This window comes from Terrabacter sp. FW104-15G4B, assembly GCF_058790095.1.
The window spans coordinates 102,464-121,276 of the sequence record NZ_JBYTCI010000010.1; the positions used below are offsets into that span (position 1 = coordinate 102,464).

General features: G+C 69.6%; 18 protein-coding genes. 4 read left to right on the forward strand and 14 right to left on the reverse strand.

Annotated features, from left to right (window positions below; all coding sequences use genetic code 11):
- Positions 1 to 4: 4 nt before the first annotated feature.
- From AC3WRT_RS10440 to AC3WRT_RS10455, 4 genes are all read left to right on the forward strand, one after another.
- Complete coding sequence (locus tag AC3WRT_RS10440; protein WP_492721594.1) at positions 5 to 814, forward strand: C40 family peptidase; 810 nt, start codon at positions 5 to 7, stop codon at positions 812 to 814.
- A complete protein-coding gene (locus tag AC3WRT_RS10445; RefSeq protein WP_492721596.1) occupies positions 811 to 1,686 on the forward strand; it encodes an EamA family transporter in 876 nt (291 codons plus the stop codon). The genes AC3WRT_RS10440 and AC3WRT_RS10445 overlap by 4 nt, the downstream gene beginning before the upstream one ends.
- 68 nt (positions 1,687 to 1,754) lie before the next feature.
- Complete coding sequence (locus AC3WRT_RS10450) at positions 1,755 to 3,128, forward strand: MFS transporter (RefSeq protein ID WP_492721597.1); 1,374 nt, start codon at positions 1,755 to 1,757, stop codon at positions 3,126 to 3,128.
- A gap of 274 nt (positions 3,129 to 3,402) precedes the next feature.
- Entirely contained in the window at positions 3,403 to 3,657 is a 255-nt protein-coding gene (locus AC3WRT_RS10455) for a hypothetical protein (protein ID WP_492721599.1), read from the forward strand.
- A 57-nt stretch (positions 3,658 to 3,714) separates the two neighbouring features.
- Here the strand turns inward: AC3WRT_RS10455 and AC3WRT_RS10460 are convergent, their stop codons facing one another.
- The 14 genes from AC3WRT_RS10460 to rpsA all read right to left on the reverse strand — a co-directional run bounded on the left by AC3WRT_RS10460 (position 3,715) and on the right by rpsA (position 18,727).
- Complete coding sequence (locus AC3WRT_RS10460; RefSeq protein ID WP_492721601.1) at positions 3,715 to 4,740, reverse strand: TerC family protein; 1,026 nt, start codon at positions 4,738 to 4,740, stop codon at positions 3,715 to 3,717.
- Positions 4,741 to 4,957: 217 nt separating this feature from the next.
- The gene (locus tag AC3WRT_RS10465; protein WP_492721602.1) at positions 4,958 to 5,329 is read right to left on the reverse strand and encodes an MmcQ/YjbR family DNA-binding protein; all 372 of its coding nucleotides are present in this window, start codon (positions 5,327 to 5,329) and stop codon (positions 4,958 to 4,960) included.
- Between the two features lie 41 nt (positions 5,330 to 5,370).
- Positions 5,371 to 7,485 carry an excinuclease ABC subunit UvrB gene (gene uvrB, locus AC3WRT_RS10470; protein ID WP_492721603.1) on the reverse strand — a complete coding sequence of 705 codons (2,115 nt, stop codon included), beginning with the start codon at positions 7,483 to 7,485 and terminating at the stop codon, positions 5,371 to 5,373.
- A gap of 40 nt (positions 7,486 to 7,525) precedes the next feature.
- The gene (locus AC3WRT_RS10475; RefSeq protein WP_492721605.1) at positions 7,526 to 7,909 is read right to left on the reverse strand and encodes a YciI family protein; all 384 of its coding nucleotides are present in this window, start codon (positions 7,907 to 7,909) and stop codon (positions 7,526 to 7,528) included.
- Positions 7,910 to 7,987: 78 nt separating this feature from the next.
- The gene (lplAB, locus tag AC3WRT_RS10480; RefSeq protein WP_492721607.1) at positions 7,988 to 9,037 is read right to left on the reverse strand and encodes a lipoate-protein ligase LplAB; all 1,050 of its coding nucleotides are present in this window, start codon (positions 9,035 to 9,037) and stop codon (positions 7,988 to 7,990) included.
- Positions 9,038 to 9,081: 44 nt separating this feature from the next.
- Positions 9,082 to 10,290 carry a dephospho-CoA kinase gene (gene coaE, locus AC3WRT_RS10485; RefSeq protein WP_492721608.1) on the reverse strand — a complete coding sequence of 403 codons (1,209 nt, stop codon included), beginning with the start codon at positions 10,288 to 10,290 and terminating at the stop codon, positions 9,082 to 9,084.
- 48 nt (positions 10,291 to 10,338) lie between these two features.
- Complete coding sequence (locus AC3WRT_RS10490; RefSeq protein ID WP_492721610.1) at positions 10,339 to 10,800, reverse strand: PPOX class F420-dependent oxidoreductase; 462 nt, start codon at positions 10,798 to 10,800, stop codon at positions 10,339 to 10,341.
- Between the two features lie 2 nt (positions 10,801 to 10,802).
- Complete coding sequence (locus tag AC3WRT_RS10495; RefSeq protein WP_492721611.1) at positions 10,803 to 11,465, reverse strand: TetR/AcrR family transcriptional regulator; 663 nt, start codon at positions 11,463 to 11,465, stop codon at positions 10,803 to 10,805.
- 220 nt (positions 11,466 to 11,685) lie between these two features.
- Entirely contained in the window at positions 11,686 to 12,567 is an 882-nt protein-coding gene (locus tag AC3WRT_RS10500) for a glycerophosphodiester phosphodiesterase family protein (protein WP_492721613.1), read from the reverse strand.
- A gap of 1 nt (position 12,568) precedes the next feature.
- Complete coding sequence (locus AC3WRT_RS10505; protein ID WP_492721615.1) at positions 12,569 to 13,681, reverse strand: ABC transporter ATP-binding protein; 1,113 nt, start codon at positions 13,679 to 13,681, stop codon at positions 12,569 to 12,571.
- Positions 13,682 to 13,796: 115 nt separating this feature from the next.
- Positions 13,797 to 15,095, reverse strand: a complete 1,299-nt coding sequence (locus tag AC3WRT_RS10510; protein WP_492721617.1) for an ABC transporter substrate-binding protein — start codon at positions 15,093 to 15,095, stop codon at positions 13,797 to 13,799.
- A gap of 70 nt (positions 15,096 to 15,165) precedes the next feature.
- Positions 15,166 to 16,104, reverse strand: a complete 939-nt coding sequence (locus tag AC3WRT_RS10515; protein WP_492721619.1) for a carbohydrate ABC transporter permease — start codon at positions 16,102 to 16,104, stop codon at positions 15,166 to 15,168.
- Positions 16,101 to 17,015, reverse strand: coding sequence for a carbohydrate ABC transporter permease (locus AC3WRT_RS10520; protein WP_492721655.1), 915 nt, complete (start codon positions 17,013 to 17,015; stop codon positions 16,101 to 16,103). The genes AC3WRT_RS10515 and AC3WRT_RS10520 overlap by 4 nt, the downstream gene beginning before the upstream one ends.
- A gap of 200 nt (positions 17,016 to 17,215) precedes the next feature.
- A complete protein-coding gene (gene rpsA / locus AC3WRT_RS10525; RefSeq protein ID WP_492721621.1) occupies positions 17,216 to 18,727 on the reverse strand; it encodes a 30S ribosomal protein S1 in 1,512 nt (503 codons plus the stop codon).
- Positions 18,728 to 18,813: the final 86 nt, after the last annotated feature.

Here is an 18,813-nt window from a genome sequence, read left to right on the forward strand (position 1 = left end):
GGGCGTGAGATCGCCCGACGCCGTCACCCCCGTCACCTCCGTCACCCCGGTGACTCCCAGCCATCTGGTCCGCGTGCCCCTCACGACGGTGTGGACCGCGCCGGACAGCCCGCGCCGGGTGGACGCCGCCATCCTGGCGGACGAGCCGGACGCCGAGGCGTGGCTGGCCGCCCTCGACGCCAACGGCGCTGACGACGAGTCCGGTGACGGCCGCCTCGGCCTGCACGGGCGCGTCGAGACCCAGCTGCTGGCGGGTGAGCCGGTGGTCGTGAGCGGGACCGACGCCGCCGGCGCCTGGTCGCACGTCGTCGCACCGTGGCAGCTCTCGCCGAAGGACGAGCGCGGCTACCCGGGCTGGGTGCCCACGGCGCACCTCGGGGCGGCGGAGGGCGCCCCCTCGGTGGGCGGGCCCCAGGCGAAGATCGACGTCGCGGCGTCCTCCTCCGGTGATCACCCGGCGGTCGACGAGGCTCGGCGGCACATCGGCCTGCCCTACCTGTGGTGCGGCATCTCGCCGTTCGGCTTCGACTGCTCGGGTCTCGTGCTGCACACCTGGCGTCTCCTCGGGCTCGCCGTGGCCCGCGACGCCTACGCCCAGGCCGAGTTCGCGGCTCCGGTCGAGCTCGATGCGGTGCGCCCCGGCGACCTCTACTTCTTCGCCCGCCCCGGACGGAGCATCCACCACGTGGGCATCGTCGTGCGCCCCGGCCGGATGGTGCACGCTTCGGAGACCGCTGGCGTGCTCGTCGAGGAGGACCTGACCGCGGACCGCGTCGAGACGCTGGTTGCCGCCGGGCGTCTGCCGATGCCGTGACGGTCGACCGCCGCTCGGCTCCCCTGCTCGTCCTCGCCGGGGTCATCTCGGTCCAGTTCGGGGGCGCGCTCGCCGCGACTCTCGTGCCCCGGATCGGCGCGCCGGGGTCCGTGCTGCTGCGGCTGGTCTTCGCCATGATCATCCTCTGCGCCGTCGCACGCCCATCCTGGCGCCGCCGCAGCCGTTCCGACTGGGGCACCGTCGTTCTCTTCGGGCTCGCCCTGGCCGCGATGAACACCGCCTTCTACGCCTCGCTCGCGCACCTGCCCATCGGGGTGGCGGTCACCATAGAGTTCCTCGGCCCCCTGGGGCTGGCTGCTGCCCTGAGCAGACGCCCACGTGACGTCCTGGCCGTCGTGGCGGCAGCGCTTGGTGTCGTGCTCGTGTCCGGCGTGCTGCACGCCTCCGTGGAGCGCCTCGACCTCGTCGGGGTGGGCTTCGCGGCACTCGCCGGCGTCATGTGGGCGGCCTACATCGTGCTGAGCCAGCGCACCGGCCAGGCGTTCGGAGGTCTCGACGGGCTGGCCCTCGCGCTCGTCGTGTCGACGGTCGCCGTGGCACCGCTCGGTCTCGCCTCGGTCGACCGCTGGACTACCAGGGACGTCGCCCTGGGGCTCGGCATCGCCGTCCTGTCGTCGGTGCTGCCCTACTCGCTCGAGCTCGTGGCCCTGCGCCACCTCGCGCGTCGGGTGTTCGGCATCCTGCTCAGCCTCGAGCCGGTCGTCGCCGCCCTCGCTGGCCTCGTCGTCCTCCACCAGGTGCTCGAGCGCGGCCAGGTGGCCGGCATGGCGCTGGTCGTGCTCGCCAGCGCCATCGTGCTCGGGGCGCAGACGCGTCCCGAGTCACCGGACGCAGCGATGGGACCGGGGTGACGGGCGGGTGATGGCTGGAGCGGCAAACCGGTTGACGTCAAGGGGGCTTGACGTCCTAGCGTCGCCCCATGACGTCCGGCACCATGCGCGCTGAGGCGGGGACGGCCGTGCCCGACGACGGCGGCGGCACCCTGTCGCCGGCGTTGCGCGCCACCACGGTCGGCGTGATCGCCCTCGTGTCCCTGCACGCCTTCGAGGCACTCGCCCTGACGACGGTCATGCCGACCATCGCCCGGGAGCTCCACGGCGCCTCCCTGTACGCGATGGCATTCACGGCGACGCTCGCGTCGGGCATCGTCAGCATCGTGTGGTCGGGCAACCTCGCCGATCGTCGTGGCCCACGCCCGCCCCTGCTCATCGGGCTCGCGCTGTTCGCAACCGGCCTCGTCATCGCGGGCCTGGCGCCGACGATGGTCGTCCTCGTCGTGGCCCGCGTCGTGCAGGGCCTCGGCGCGGGCATGACCAGCACGGCGCTGTACGTCCTCGTGACGCGGGTCTACCCGCAGCGGTTGCACACGGCGATCCTCGCCGGCTTCTCGGCGGCCTGGGTCGTCCCCTCGATCGCGGGCCCGTTCGTGGCCGGGCTCATCACCCAGACGATCGGCTGGCGCTGGGTGTTCGGGCTCGCCCTGGTCGTCCTCGTCATCGCCGCCGTCCTGCTCGGACGCATCATCACGGGGCTGCGGCAGGAGGTCGTGGACGTGCCGTGGCGCTGGCGCTCGATCGGAGCGTCCATCCTGCTCGCCACGGCAGTTCTCGGGCTCAACGGGGCAGCCGAACGCCTCGACCCGGTCGGTATCACGCTGGCCGTGGTGGCGGTCGTCGTCGTCGGGCTGACGCTGCTGCCGCTCACCCCACGCGGGACGCTGAAGGCAGCCCGCGGCCTGCCGACCGACATCGCGCTGCGGGGGCTCGCCTTCGCCGCCTTCAGCGGCGCCGAGGTCTACCTCCCCCGCCTCCTGACGGAGCGCGACGGCTTCAGCCCCGCTCTCGCGGGCGTGGCGCTGACCGTGACGGGCGTGACGTGGTTCGTCGGGTCCTGGGTGCAGGGTCGCTGGGACCAGCGCTTCGAGATCGGACGCACCGCAGGGACCGCCCTCGGCGCCATGGCTGCGAGCCTGCTGGGGCTCGCGGCCGCCGTCGCGGTCGGAGCGCCCCCGTGGGTCGTGATCGCCCTGTTCCCCGTGGTCGGTCTCGGCATCGGCACGCTCTACCCCCGCGTCACGGCGCAGGCCCTCGCCAGGGCCGGCACCACCGAGCAGGGCTTCGTCAGCTCTGCGCTGCAGATCGGCGACTCGTCGGGGGCCGCAACCGCCATCGCCGTCTCGGCAATCGTCTTCGCTGCCGTCGGGTCCACCGTGCCCACCGCGTATGCCGTCGTCTTCGGGGTCATGGCCGTGCCGGCGCTCGTGGGCTGGCTCGTGGCTCACCGCGTCCGGTAGGCGCACCACCGCGAGGGTTTCTGCCGCCAGGTGGGTGAGCTCGTCGCTGCCGTCACGTCGTTGCCGGCGCCCGGAAGCGCCCGGAAGCGCCCGGACACGATCCGCGGCCCGGTTCGGGACCTAGGTCCCTGTCGTGTCAGGTGCCGAAATCGTAGGTTCGAGCACGACCCCGAACGCAACCAAGACGCCCTCCCCGATCGGGAGTCGACGCGGAAAGCCGAACCTTTCACTGCACCTACGCCGGCTGCGGCCGGCCACGGCATTGGAGTACCGCATGTCGCATGCACCGAACCTGTCCCCCAGCACCCAGGAAACGGCGCAGCACCCGTCCCGGATGAGCATCCGCGAGCTGATCGCCGAGCTCAGCGCCACCGAGGACCGCTTGCGCCACCTGCCCACGTTCGCACCCTTCGGCGGGCGACTCGTCATCAACCCGGAGCGGCGCCTGGTGCTACGCCACCAACGCCTCGTGCTCGCGAACCTGCGCCGGCGTCGGGCCACGCTCCGGACCTCCATGGCCGGCCGCTAGGAAATCTCCGGTCGCAACTGGTGGGCCCGCGACGGTGGACCCAGGATCACCGTCCGGCTAGGGAGCGTCCTGTGACGATGCCTCCGGAGTCCGGACGCTCCCGCTCTCCAGCCTCGCGTCCCGCTTCGACTTCCAGAGGCTGGCGACCGTCGTCACGCCGAGGATCACGACGATGGCCCCGAGGGACACGAGGATGGGGACGTCGGGCGCTCCCTCGATCGGCTTGCCGCCGTTGACGAACGGCAGGTTGTTCTCGTGGAGGGCGTGCAGCACGAGCTTCACACCGATGAAGGCGAGGAGGACCGCCAAGCCGATGCTGAGGTAGACGAGCTTCTTGAGCAGGCCGCCGATGAGGAAGTAGAGCTGGCGCAGGCCCATCAGGGCGAAGATGTTCGCCGTCAGGACGAGGAACGGCTCCTTGGTCAGGCCGTAGATCGCCGGGATCGAGTCGAGCGCGAAGAGCAGGTCGGTCGTGCCGAGCGCGAGGATGACGATGAGCATCGGCGTGATGAGGCGCTTGCCGTTCTCCAGAACCGTGAGCCGCGTGCCGTTCCAGTCCTTGGTGGCGGGGAAGCGCTTCTCGATCCACAGCAGGAGGCGGTTCTCGTGGTACTCGTCGTCATCGGACTCGCCGCCGGTCGCGAGCTTGACCGCCGTGTACACGAGGAACGCGCCGAAGATGTAGAAGACCCAGGAGTACGCGTTGATGACGACCGCGCCGAGCCCGATGAAGACGCCGCGCAGGATGATGGCGATGATGATGCCGACCATGAGGGCCGACTGCTGCAGCTTCTGCGGCACCTTGAAGCTGGCCATGATGAGCAGGAAGACGAAGAGGTTGTCGACCGACAGGGAGTACTCGGTCAACCATCCGGCGTAGAACTCACCCGCGTACTGGCCTCCCCACTCGAACCACACGAAGAGCCCGAAGAGCACGGCTGCCGAGACGTAGAGCGCAAGGTACCGTCCGGCCTCGGCCATCGTCGGCACGTGCGGTCGACGTGCGATGACCAGGACGTCGACGATCAGGAACACGGCCATCAGGCCGATCGTGAGGAACCAGCCCCAGGCGGGAACATTCATGGGCACAACCTTCCGGTCACCAGATCAGTAACCGGAGGTCTCTCCCGCCCGGCGCGCGGCCGGACCGACGGGACCGGGAGCGGTGGTGAGACCAACTCCGTGATGACGAGCCCGTCGTGTCGGGGATACTCCCCTCCGTGAACGCCTGAGTCTTTCACTAGTGCGGCGATGCCTCAAATCGTGACCGGCGTGTGGGCCGAGCCCTGGGCTGTGCGGCTCACGGCGCGCGATCGGGTCGCCGGCTCCGGGGCAGGCCCGAGACCACGATCTCGTAGGAGGTCTCGATCGCCTCGAGCAGCTCGCCCTCGTCGATCGCCCCGTCGGTGCGAAGGGTGTTCCAGCCGTGGCGGCCGATGTAGGCCATGACGGACGCGTCGCGGGGGTAGCGGTGCAGCCACTCGTCCGCCTCCGCGCGGCTCCGGGCGCTCTTGACCCCGATGGTGGTCTCGCCGAGGAAGACGAAGATCTTGTCTCCCACCTTGGCGACGGTGTCGCCCTCCCAGGGAGAGTCCTCCCACGCACCGGGCAGGGCCAGGGCGGCTTGGCGCAGGCGGGCGGCTCGGCCGTCCTTCGTCGCGGCTCGGACCATGGTCCCTGCCCCACCTCTCACGACATGTCGTCAGCGGGCCGTCACCGGGTGGCGGCACTCATCTGCCGAAGCTCCTTCTTCAGGTCCCCGATCTCGTCGCGCAGCCGCGCAGCGAGCTCGAAGTGCAGGTCGGCGGCCGCCTGGTGCATCTGCGTGGTCAGCTCCTGGATGAGCCCGGCGAGGTCCGCCGCCGCCATGTCGGCAGGCCGGTTGGTCGACCCGCCCGCCGAGACCCCGACGTCGGCCGCCATGGCGCCGCGCCCGGCGCCGCTCTTGCCTCGGGACTGCATCCGGCCGGAGCCGAGCAGCTCCTGCGTGTCGGCGTCCTCGCGCTCGAGCAGGTCGGTGATGTCCGCGATCTTCTTGCGCAACGGGGTCGGGTCGATGCCGTGCTCGGTGTTGTAGGCGATCTGCTTCTCGCGCCGCCGGTTGGTCTCGTCGAGAGCCTGCTCCATGGACGGCGTCATCTTGTCGGCGTACATGTGGACCTGGCCTGACACGTTGCGAGCCGCGCGACCGATGCTCTGGATCAGCGACCGGGCCGAGCGCAGGAAGCCCTCCTTGTCGGCGTCGAGGATCGACACCAGCGAGACCTCCGGCAGGTCGAGGCCCTCACGCAGCAGGTTGATGCCGACGAGGACGTCGAAGACGCCGGTGCGCAGCTCGCGCAGCAGCTCGACACGGCGGAGGGTGTCGATGTCGCTGTGGAGGTAGCGGACGCGGATGCCCTTGTCGAGGAGGTAGTCGGTGAGGTCCTCCGCCATCTTCTTCGTCAGGGTCGTGACGAGGACCCGCTCGTTGCGCTTGGTGCGCTCCTGGATCTCGTGCATGAGGTCGTCGATCTGGCCCTTGGTCGGCTTGAGGACGACCTGCGGGTCGATCAGCCCCGTGGGGCGGATGATCTGCTCGACCGGCGCCCCGGACTTGGCGAGCTCGTACTCGCCCGGCGTCGCCGAGAGGTAGATGGTCTGGCCGATGCGCTCGAGGAACTCCTCCCACCTGAGGGGTCGGTTGTCCATCGCGCTGGGCAGGCGGAAGCCGTGGTCGACGAGCATGCGCTTGCGCGACATGTCGCCTTCGTACATCGCGCCGATCTGCGGCACGGTCTGGTGCGACTCGTCGAGCACCAGCAGGAAGTCCTCGGGGAAGTAGTCGAGCAGGCAGTTGGGCGCGGACCCGGGGGTTCGGCCGTCGATGTGCCGGCTGTAGTTCTCGATGCCGTTGCAGAAGCCGACCTGGCGCATCATCTCGAGGTCGTAGGTGGTGCGCATGCGAAGGCGCTGGGCCTCGAGGAGCTTGCCCTGCTTCTCGAAGCGGGCGAGCTGGTCCTCGAGCTCGAGCTCGATGCCGCGGATGGCGCGCTCCATGCGCTCGGGGCCGGCGACGTAGTGCGACGCCGGGAAGACGTACATCTCCTGCTCCTCGTCGACGACCTCACCGGTCACCGGGTGCAGGGTGTAGATGCGCTCGATCTCGTCGCCGAAGAACTCGATGCGGATCGCGAGCTCCTCGTAGACCGGGATGATCTCGACGGTGTCGCCCCGGACGCGGAAGGTGCCGCGCGTGAAGGCGAGGTCGTTGCGGGTGTACTGCATCTCGACGAAGCGCCGCAGCAGGTCGTCGCGCACGACCTCCTGCCCGACCTTGAGACGCGCCATCCGGTCGACGTACTCCTGCGGCGTGCCGAGGCCGTAGATGCAGGAGACCGACGCGACGACGATGACGTCCCGCCGGGTGAGCAGCGAGTTGGTGGCCGAGTGCCGGAGCCGCTCTACCTCGTCGTTGACCGAGCTGTCCTTCTCGATGTACGTGTCGGTCTGCGGGATGTACGCCTCTGGCTGGTAGTAGTCGTAGTAGCTGACGAAGTACTCGACGGCGTTGTTGGGGAGCAGCTCGCGGAACTCGTTGGCGAGCTGCGCGGCGAGCGTCTTGTTGGGTGCCATGACGAGGGTCGGCCGCTGGACCTGCTCGATGAGCCAGGCCGTCGTGGCCGACTTGCCGGTGCCGGTGGCGCCGAGCAGGACGGTGTCGGTGTCTCCCGCCTTGACCCGTCGCGCGAGCTCGGCGATCGCCGTGGGCTGGTCGCCGCTCGGGGTGTACTCGGAGATGACCTCGAAGGGTGCCACCGTGCGCTGGAGGTCGGTCGTGGGACGCATGGATCAACCGTACGTCGCACGACCGACAGTGCCCATTCGCCTACTCCTCCCAGACGTACGCGGGGCGCAGCTCGATGGTGTCGCCGGGCCCTGCGAAGTTCACGGCGAGCTCCTCCGCCCGCTCCCGGGAGGCCACGTCGAGCAGGAAGAAGCCCGCGAGGTGCTCCTTGGTCTCGGCGTACGGGCCGTCCGTCGCGACCGTGCCGGTCGCCTCCCACCGGTAGAGCCGCGCCGATGCGGGGTCGCCCAGAGCCTCCCCACCCTTCAGCTCACCGCTCCGCGAGAGCTCCTCGAGCATCGCGTCGAAAGCCGCTCCGCCGGCGTCGCGCTCCTCCTGCGGGCGGGCGAGCGCCTCGGCGACGAAGTCACCGGTCGGGTGGCCCCAGGGCTGGGGGTTGGAGTGGATGAGGATGACGTACTTCATGAGCGGTCCCTTCCGGTGGATGGGCGGCCAGTCTGCCGCCTCGCACGGGACGTCGGAGCCGTGGGCCCCGTCTCGACATCACGGCACCCGGTGGGTCCACTCGGCCGTGGCGAACTTCTCGTCGACGAGACGCTGCGCGTCGGCCAGCTCCTCGGCGGTGTAGTCGGACTCCGTCGCGCGGTAGCGCCGCGCGAACGAGGCCGCGAACGACTCGAGGATGGCGTCGCGGGTCATGCCGGTCTGCGAGCGCATCGGGTCGACGCGCTTGTTGGCCGACTTCGTGCCCTTGTCGCTCATCTTCTCGCGGCCGATGCGCAGCACCTCGAGCATCTTGTCGGCGTCGATGTCGTAGGCCATGGTCACGTGGTGGAGCACGGCCCCGGAGACGAAGCGCTTCTGCGCCGCCCCGCCGATCTTGCCCCGGTCGCTGCCGATGTCGTTGAGCGGCACGAAGTGCGCGTTGATGCCCACCTCGGCCAGGGCCTCGATGACCCACTCGTCCAGGAAGGAGTAGGAGCGCTCGAAGCTCAGGCCCTCGACGAGCGACGTCGGCACGACGAGCGAGTAGGTGATGGTGTTGCCGGGCTCCATGAACATCGCCCCACCGCCGGAGATGCGCCGCACGACGTTGATGCCGTGCCGCTCGGCCCCCTCGGGGTCGACCTCGTTGCGGACGGACTGGAACGAGCCGATGACGACGAGCGGGCGGTCCCAGTCCCAGAAGCGCAGCGTCGGGGGCCGCTCCCCCGCCGCGACCCTGTGGGCGATGACCTCGTCGAGGGCGACGTGCAGGGCCGGGTCGAGCACGCGGGCCGGGATGACATCGAAGTCGTGGTCGTCCCACCCGGTGGCCTTGCCCAGGGCACGCCGGATCGCGATGCCGATGGACTCGGCGGTGAAGCCGATGAGGGACACGTCGTCGGAGAGCGCTCCGGTGACGGCGCCGGCGAGCTGCTCGACACCCGCGTCGACGGGCATGCCCGTCAGCGCCGCGTTGATGTCGCCGAGCGCCTCGTCGGGCTCGAGGAAGAAGTCGCCGGACACGCTGACGTTCGCGAGCCGTCCGCCCACCTCCTCGACATCGACCGCCACGAGCTTGCCTCCGGGAACCTTGTACTCACCACGCATACCTGCGTCAACACCGCATACTGCGTGCGTATGCCGGGTGCTCCCTAGCGCGGCTGCCACCCCGTGCGCTCCGCCCAGTCACGAGCCCGCTCCCACGCGCCCTCGAACCACGGCTCCTTCGCCTCGACGTAGCCGGCCGTCGTGTCGTGCACGGTGAGCAGGCGCCGTTTCTCGGCGGCATACGCGTCTCGTTCGGCCGGCTCACGACGGAGCCAGTCACGGAAGAGCAGCGCGAATCGCCATCCGGCGGAAGACTGCTCACGCACGTGGACGTGCACGTGGTTGGCCGGGTCGCACCCGCCGAGGAAGCGCTTCGCCCACTCGTGGGGGTCCCCACCGAGCGGGTGAGGGGTGTCGCTGTGGTTGCCGTGGGAGAAGACATAGCCCGCGTCGGTCAGGGCCGCACGCACGTCGTCACGGTCGGCGTCGGCGAGGTGGTGGACCCCGACCTGCACGTCGATGACGTCCTTGGCGAGCAGCCCCGGGACGGAGGTGGATCCGATGTGCGACACCTCGGTGACGACCCCGGTCGATGCCAATGCCGCCGCCAGCCGAGCGACGACGCGCTCGGCGCGTGGCTCCCAGTCCGGACGTGGCTCGACGACGACGTCACGTGCTCGGTCGGGGCGACGCGACCTCGTGCCGCTCGCCAGGTTGGCGGCGTAGGGCGCGAGCCGCACGTGCCACATCTCGTCCACCGCGCCGACGAGGTCGTCCTGGGCGCCCGAGTTGTCGAGGACGACGTCGGCGACGGCGCGCCGCTGCTCGTCCGTGGCCTGGGCGGCGATCCGGTGGCGCACGTCCTCCTCGGTGAGTCCACGCTGCCCGACGAGCCGGCGCACGCGGGTCTCCACGTCGCACTCGACGACGACGCTGAGGTGCTCGTGGACCCAGAGTCCCCGCTCGACCAGCAGGGGCATGTCGTAGACGGAGACCACCCCGACCGGCGCGGCCGCACGCTGCCGCGCGGCACGTGCCGAGATCGCCGGCCCGGTGATGGCGTCGAGTGCGTCGAGGGCGTCGCGGTCAGGGAAGACGATCGCGGCCAGGGCGGCACGGTCCAGGACGCCGTCGGCGCGGATCACCGTGTCGCCGAAACGTTCCCGGATCTGCTGCAGGGCGGGCTCCCCCGGCTCGACCACCTCGCGCGCCACCACGTCGGCGTCGACGACGTGTGCGCCGAGCTGGGCCAGCCGGCGCGCGACCGTCGACTTCCCCGACCCGATGCCTCCTGTGACCCCGACGCGCAGCACGGGGGTCAGCCTAGGGCCGCACGCAGGGGAACGCCCGCAGTGCCGGCGTCAGGCGAGCCGGGCGGGGAAGCCGCCCGTGGCGACCGGGCCCCAGCGGGTCGGCGTGATGCGCAGCAGCGACTTGCCCTGGTCGCGCATCGCCTGGCGGTACTCGTCCCAGTCCGGGTGCTCCCCCGAGATGGCGCGGTAGTAGTCGACGAGCGGCTCGACGGCGTCCGGCAGGTCGATGACCTCGCAGTCCCCGTCGACCTGGACCCACTCACCGCCGAAGTCGTCGGAGAGCACGAGCACGCTGACCTGGGGCCGCCGGCGGGCGTTGGCCGTCTTGGCGCGCTCGGGATACGTCGAGATCACGATGCGGCCCCGCTCGTCGACACCCCCGGTCACCGGCGAGGCCTGGGGGCGTCCGCCCGAACGTTGCGTCATGAGCACCATCGAGTGGCGCGGGCGCACGAAGTCGAGCAGCGCGTCACGGTCGACCTCGGTGTTGGTGGCGATCTGGCGGGGCATGGTCAGTCCTCCTGGGTTGTGGCGCCGGCACGGTCGAAGACGGCGACGAGTGCCTCACCCAGCCAGGCGGCATACATCGCGTGGGTCCAACCGCACCGTCGCACGAAGCGGTCGTAGATCTCGGGAGCGGTCAGGGTCCAGACGATGTCGGTGAACCGCTCCCGGTCCAGCTGCGGGGGAAGCCCGTGGGCTGCCTCGAGGGCGTCGAGAACGTTGGTGTTGCCGGCCCGTCGCTCGCGGTCGATCGTCGCGACGAACTCCTGCAGCCCGCTGTCGCTGCCCGGGCCCTGGGCGAGCAGGACGCCCAGGAGGGGGCCGGTGCGCTCGTAGATCGTGGCGCACAGTGCGGCGTACGCGCGCACGAACGAGTCGCGGTCCGGAGCCGCGGACATGGCGCGGAACTCCGGCCGCTCCTGGAGGGCGACCGGGGCGTCGTCCCCGACGAGCATGACGTCGTAGACGGCCTTGACGACGGCCGACTTGCCGCCGATCGCGTTGTAGACGGTCTGGGCGCTGACGCCCGCGCTCGACGCCAGGGCGCTGACGGACATGGCGTGGTAGCCGTCCCTGAGCAGCATCTCGCGGGCCGCCTCGATGATCCGCCGCCGGTTCGCGCGGGCCCCTTCCGCCCGCGAGCGGTTGTCATACGCCCGGTCTGTTGACATCGGAGCCCTCCGAAAGCATCATGGGTTCGCTGGAACGGCGTTCTAGCGAATGGGTGGGGTCCAGGGGTCCCCACCCCACTGCTGCACTCACGGCCGCAGTGGCGACAGCGGCGACCTGTCGACCGGTCGAGTGTGCCACGGACGCCACAGCCTCCGCCCGGAGGGGCGCCTGAGGGGGCGCGAGGGGCCGGACCTCGGTCCGGCCCCTCGCACGAGCACCTCAGCAGCGTGACGGCTCGAGGACCGACAGGGCCAGGTCGGGATAGTCGGAGACGAGGCCGTCGACCCCGAGCCGGGCGAGCTCGGCGATACGGTCCGCGTCGTTGACCGTCCACGGCAGCACCGCGAGGTCCGCATCGTGGGCCCGCTCGACCAGCGCGGCGTCGACGATCGCGTGGTTCGGCGAGATCACCTGCGCTCCGACGGCCACGGCCCCTTCGCACAGGTCGTGGTGCGACTCGCCCACCGTCACGCTGCCCGTCCAGGGGCTCTCCGGGACCCACGTCACGGCCGAGAGCACCAGCGCCGACCGGATCACGTCGGGGGCCAGCTCGGCCGAGAGCTCCAGCACGCCCCAGTCGAAGGAGTGCACGAGGCTCTGGCTCTCGAGGCCGAACGTGTGCAGCTCGGTGAGAACGCCGTCGAGGAGGCGCCTGCGGCTGTCGCCATGGCCCTCCTCGAGCGGGTTTGCCTTGAGCTCGATGGTCCACCAGACGTCGGGCGCGAGCTCGCGACCGTGCGCCAGCACCTCCCCCAGCGTGCTGATGTGTGCCCCCGGCGAGGTGCGCTGCCCCGAGAAGGTGGGAAGCGTCTGGCTGCCCACGTCGACGGTCCGCAGCTGCGCCAGCGTCAGGTCGGCGACCCGTGCGCCGATGAGGTCACCCTCGGTGGAGCGGCACTTGGCTTCCAGCAGGACGTCGTCGTGCCAGACGACGATCTCGCCGTCGCTCGTGAGCCGCGCATCCAGCTCGACGCTGGTCACGCCCGCCTCGTAGGCGGCAGCGAAGCTCGCCAAGGTGTTCTCGACGACGAGGCCCTTGGCGCCGCGGTGCCCCTGCACGTCGAAGCGACCCATGGCCCAGGGGCCGGGCCGTGCGCTCATCTCAGGCCCCGATCCGCTCGCCGGATGCCGCATCGAAGAGGTGGACCTCCGCCTGGTTGGGCGCGACGTGCACCGTGTCCCCGACCCGCAGGTGGGTGCGCTTGTCCAGCCGCACCGTGACCCGACCTGTCGACTCGTCGGAACCGGACGGTCGACCGTAGACGAACGACTCGGACCCCAGCGACTCGACCAGCTCGACGGTGAGCGGGAGGGCAGCAGACCCGGACCCGTTCTGACGACCCGACGCCGGGGTCTCCACGACGTGCCACGACTCGGGGCGCAGACCCACGACCACCTTCTCCCCCGCGCGACCCGACACGGCCCGGTCGAGCGGCAGGGGCACACCGTGCAGGCTCGCAACCCCCTCGCGCACCTGGGACTCGACGAGGGTGATCGCCGGCGAACCGATGAAGGCCGCGACGAACGTGTTGACGGGCCGGTCGTAGAGGCGCTCCGGCGTGTCGACCTGCTGGAGCTTCCCGTCGCGGAGCACGGCGACGCGGTGCCCCATCGTCATCGCCTCGACCTGGTCGTGGGTGACGTAGACGGTGGTGATGCCGAGACGACGCTGCAGCCCCGCGATCTGCGAACGCGTCGACACCCGCAGCTTCGCATCGAGGTTGGAGAGCGGCTCGTCCATGCAGAAGACCTTGGGGTTGCGCACGATCGCGCGGCCCATGGCCACGCGCTGGCGCTGGCCGCCCGACATCTGGCCGGGCTTGCGATCGAGCAGCTGCTCCAGCTCGAGGATCTTGGCGGCCTCGGCGACGCGATGCTTGGTCTCGGATCGGCTCACCTTGGCGTTGTCGAGGGCGAAAGCCATGTTCTGGGCCGCGGTCATGTTGGGGTAGAGCGCATAGCTCTGGAAGACCATGGCGATGTCGCGGTCGCGCGGACGCACGCCCTTCTGGTCGTGGCCGTCGACGAGGATGCGACCGCCGTCGACCGGCTCGAGGCCGGCGAGCATGCGCAGGGTCGTCGACTTGCCACAGCCGGAGGGACCGACGAGCACGAGGAACTCGCCGTCGGCGATGTCGAGCGTGATGCCGTCGACCGCCGGGGCGTCGTCCTTTGAGAACCGGCGAGTCGCCTCGTCGAAGTACACGGTGGCCATGGATGCCCTTTGCTGTCGTGCCGTACGTGATGGTTTCGATCCCCGGCCGTATGCCGTCCGTGCACGTCAGCGTGAAGGCGCGGACGGCATACGACAGGGGTGGTGCGGTGACGCGTCAGGCGCCGAGCTTGCTCTTGATCTGCGAGTCGAAGACCTGCTGGCTCTCGGCGTCCAGAGCCTTGAAGACGGTCGCGACGTCCTGGCCCTGGACGATCTGGTCGAGGCCCTTGCCGATGCGGGCGCCACCACCGGGCAGCAGCACGCGGACGTTGTCCTGGGACCGCGTCTTGGGCAGCTGCTCGATGGCCGTCTTGGCGTTGGGGTTCTTCTCGAGATAGGCCTTCTCCGCAGGGAGGTCGACGGCGGACTTGCGCACGGGCATGTAGCCGGTGGCCTGCGTGAAGGTCACGGTGTTCTGGGCGTTGGTGAGGAACTCGATGAACTTCAGTGCGTTCTTCTTGCGGTCGTCGGAGATGCTCGCCGGGATGCCAACGCCCGCGCCGCCCGTCGGGCAGTTGCCCTCGCCCGGCAGGAACGCCGTGCCCACCGCGAACTTCGCGTCCTTGGCGACGCCGCCGAGGGAGCCGGTCGACATCATCGTGCAGCCGACGATGCCGGCCGTGAAGTCGGGGGCCGGGTCCTTGGAGAGCTTGAGGTGGCCGTCCTTGGCGAGGCTCTGCAGATAGGTGCCCGCCTTGACCGTGTTGGGGTCGGAGAACGTCGGCGTCCACTCCTTGGAGTAGGCGCCGCCGTAGCCCCACACCATGTTCTGGAAGACCCAGTCGAGGTAGTTGGAGCCGTCGGGCAGCTCCATGACGATCTTGTCGGAGCCGGCTGCCGACTTGAGCTTCGGTGCCCACGTGAGGAACTCGTCCCAGTCCTTGGGGCCGCGGTCCTCGAGACCGGCGGCCTTCCAGAGGTCCTTGTTGTAGTAGAAGAGCGGCGTGGACCTCGCGAACGGCATCGCGTAGTGCTTGTCCTCGAGGTTGTAGTCGTTGTAGAGCGCGTCGACGTAGTCGCTGGTATCGATCTTCGCCGACGTCAGCAGCTCGTCGAGCGGGGTGAGCTGCTTGTTGAGGGCGAAGTTGAACCACGTGACGTCGGAGACGACGACCACGTCGGGCAGCTGCCCCCCGGCGAGCGAGGCGTTGAACTTCTGGGCCACCTCCTCGTAGTTCTTCCCGGCGTCGACGAGCTTGACCTTGAGGCCGGAGTTGGCCGCCTCGAAGGCCTTGATGATCTCCTGCTCGACCGGCTTGCTGTTGCCGGGGTGGTTGCTCCAGAACTCGATGGTGTTGCCCGAGCCGCCACCGCTTCCCGAGGGGGCGGTGCCGTTGCCGGCGCAGGCCGAGAGGCCGGCGATGCCGGCGGCTCCCGCGAGACCGAGGAAGCCTCGGCGTGAGAACTCGTTCATGGGTGGTGCCTTTCCCTGTGGTGGTGAGGTGGGTCGAAGGGGCGCAGCTCAAGCGCAGGTCGGGTGCGGGTCAGCTCTTGACGGCGCCGGCGGTCAGGCCCTTGATCATCTGGCGCTGCAGGACCAGGAAGAGCACGAGGATCGGCAGCATCGCCAGCACCGTGCCGGCCATCACCGGGCCCCAGTTGGTGACGCCGTCGTTGTTCTGCAGGAAGGTCAGGCCGACCGGCAGCGGCGCGGTGGTCTCGTCATCGGCCATCAGGAACGGCCAGAGGTACTCGTTCCACTCGTTGACCACGGTGATCAGCGCGAAGGCGACGAGCGTCGGCCAGGACATCGGCATGACGACGCGCCACAGCAGCTTCATCGGCCCGGCGCCGTCGAGACGCGCGGCCTCGATGATCTCGCCGGGAAGGTTGAGGAACTGGTTGCGCATCAGGAAGGTTCCGAACGCGACGCCGGCGAGCGGGATGATGATGCCCTGGTAGGTGTTGCGCCATCCGAGCTGCGCCACGAGCGCGTAGTTGCTGATGACCGTGATCTGGTTGGGCACCATGAGCGCGGCGATGACGACGAGGAACACGACCGAGCGCCCCGGGAAGCGCAGCAGCGACAAGGCATACGCGCTGAGGACCCCGAGCACGATCTTGGCGACCGAGGTCGCCGAGGTGATGACGAGGGAGTTGCGCACGTAGTCGAAGAACGGGATGCGGGTGGTCAGCTCGCTGTAGTTCTGGCCGGTGGGCGGGTTGGGCCACCACTGGGCGGGGCGCACGTAGATGTCGCCGCGCTCCTTGAACGAGGTGATGAGGATCCAGAAGAGCGGGACCGCCACGACGAGGACGATGAGCGCCATCCCGGCGTAACCGGCTGCCGTCCAAGCGGGTCCGCGATGGTGGGCGGAGGCCTCCGCGTCGTGGGCCTCCCCACGGCGGCTGCGCCGAGGGCGGTTGTCGTTGCCAGTGGCGGCGTCGGTGTCGGTGTCGCCGACGATCGTCGAGGTGCTCATGACTGCTTTCCCCTGTCCATGAAGCGCACCTGCACGACGGTCACGGCGAGCAGGATGACGAACATGACGGTGGCGACGGTGGCGCCGTAGCCGGCGCGCTGGTTGACGAACGTCTCCTGGTAGACCTGGTAGACGAGCGTTGCCGTGCCGTTGCCCTGCGGACCTCCGCGGGTCATGACGTTGATGATGTCGAAGACCTGGACCGAGCTGAGCAGCACGGTGATCGACAGGAAGAACGTCGTCGGGCGCAGCTGCGGCATCAGCACGCGACGGAATCGGGTCCACGCCGAGGCCCCGTCGATCTCGGCTGCCTCGTCGAGGTCGGCCCGCCGGCCCTGCAGCGCAGCGAGATAGATGACGAAGGTGTAGCCGAGGTTCTTCCAGATGTAGGTGACCGTCACCATGAACAGCGCCCAGCCGGGCTGCTGGTAGAAGTCGGGCGACTGGACACCGATGCGCGCGAGCAGGTCTCGCACGAGCCCGAACTGGGGGTCGAAGACGAACTGGAAGGCGATGCCGATCGCCGCGCCGGAGATGACGAAGGGCGCGAAGACGACCGACCGGACGACGTTGCGGCCCTTGAGCTTCTGGTCGAGCAGGAGCGCGAGCCCGAGTCCGAGCGCCATGGAGATGCCGACCGTGGCGACGGTGAAGACGAGCGTGTTGCGCACGATGGTCCGGGTGTCGTCCCGGCCGAACCACTCGATGTAGTTGGACAGGCCGACAGGGTTGGCGATCGGCGAGGAGATGTTCCAGTCGGTGAAGGACAGCCGGATGTTGTCGAGCAGCGGCCGGTAGGTGAAGACGATGAGCAGGACGAGGTTGGGCAGCAGCAGCAGCGCCGCGAGGCACCACTCCCATGCCCGGCCGCTCGACCGTCTCGGGGGCGGCCCGACCTCGGGTGGCGGTATGGCGGAACCGGGCGTGGTGCTGCGGACTTCCGTCGCCGATGACTGCACCCGGCCAACCTAGCTGCGCAGATGCACCGTTTGCGGCTTTGACGCGTCGCCGATATGTCGCGGGTTCGAACTGTTGGGGCTCGCACACGAAAGAGCCCCGGACCCACAGGGTCCGGGGCTCTTCCAGAGCGATCAGCTCAGAGCGGTGAGGCTCAGTTGCCGGTCAGCTTCTCGCGAAGCGCGGCGAGCGCCTCGTCGGAAGCCAGGGTGCCCTCGGCCGGAGCCGGGGCGTTGCGCGGAGCGCGCTCGCCACGGTCGGCGTCGCCGGCATCGGCGACGTCACCGGTCGCGGACGAGTACGACGTCGCGGAGCCGGCGTTGGCCGCAGCCTCGGCGTCGGCCTTCGTCGCGGCGTCGACCTGGGCCTTGTGGGCCTCCCAGCGGGCGTGGGCCTCGGCGTACTGACGCTCCCACTTCTCGCGCTGGGCGTCGAAGCCCTCGAGCCACTCGTTCGTCTCCGGGTCGAAGCCCTCGGGGTACTTGTAGTTGCCCTGCTCGTCGTACTCGGCGGCCATGCCGTAGAGGGTCGGGTCGAACTCCGACGCCGCGACGGCCTGGTCGTTGGCCTGCTTGAGCGACAGCGAGATGCGCCGACGCTCGAGGTCGATGTCGATGACCTTGACGAAGATCTCGTCGCCGACGTTGACGACCTGCTCCGGCAGCTCCACGTGGCGCTCGGCCAGCTCGGAGATGTGCACGAGGCCCTCGATGCCGTCCTCGACGCGCACGAACGCACCGAAGGGGACGAGCTTGGTGACCTTGCCGGGGACGACCTGGCCGATGGCGTGCGTGCGAGCGAAGTGCTGCCACGGGTCCTCCTGCGTCGCCTTCAGCGACAGGGAGACACGCTCACGGTCCATGTCGACGTCGAGCACCTCGACCGTGACCTCGGTGCCGACCTCGACGACCTCGGACGGGTGGTCGATGTGCTTCCACGACAGCTCGGAGACGTGGACGAGACCGTCGACGCCGCCGAGGTCCACGAACGCACCGAAGTTGACGATGGAGGACACGACGCCCGAACGGACCTGGCCCTTCTGGAGCTCCTTGAGGAACGTCGTGCGCACCTCGGACTGCGTCTGCTCGAGCCAGGCACGGCGCGACAGGACCACGTTGTTGCGGTTCTTGTCGAGCTCGATGATCTTGGCCTCGATCTCCTTGCCGACGTACGGCTGGAGGTCGCGGACACGGCGCATCTCGACGAGCGAGGCGGGAAGGAAGCCGCGGAGGCCGATGTCGAGGATGAGACCACCCTTGACGACCTCGATGACGGTGCCGGTGACGACGCCGTCCTCCTCCTTGACCTTCTCGATGGTGCCCCAGGCACGCTCGTACTGAGCCCGCTTCTTGGACAGGATCAGACGGCCTTCCTTGTCCTCCTTCTGGAGGACGAGGGCCTCGACCTCGTCACCGACCTTGACGATCTCGCCGGGGTCGACGTCGTGCTTGATGGACAGCTCGCGCGAGGGGATGACGCCCTCGGTCTTGTAGCCGATGTCGAGCAGGACCTCGTCCCGGTCGACCTTGACGATGCGACCCTCGACGATGTCGCCGTCGTTGAAGTCCTTGATGGTGGCGTCGATCGCCGCAAGGATGTCTTCCTGAGAGCCGATGTCGTTGATGGCAATCTCAGGCGCGGTCTTCTCGACCGTGTTGGCAGTCATGTAGTAGGAACTCCGATTGTGGACAGTTAGATTGGGGACCTCGGGGCGTTCGGCCTGACGGCCGGTTGCCCCGTTGCCTTGTGGAC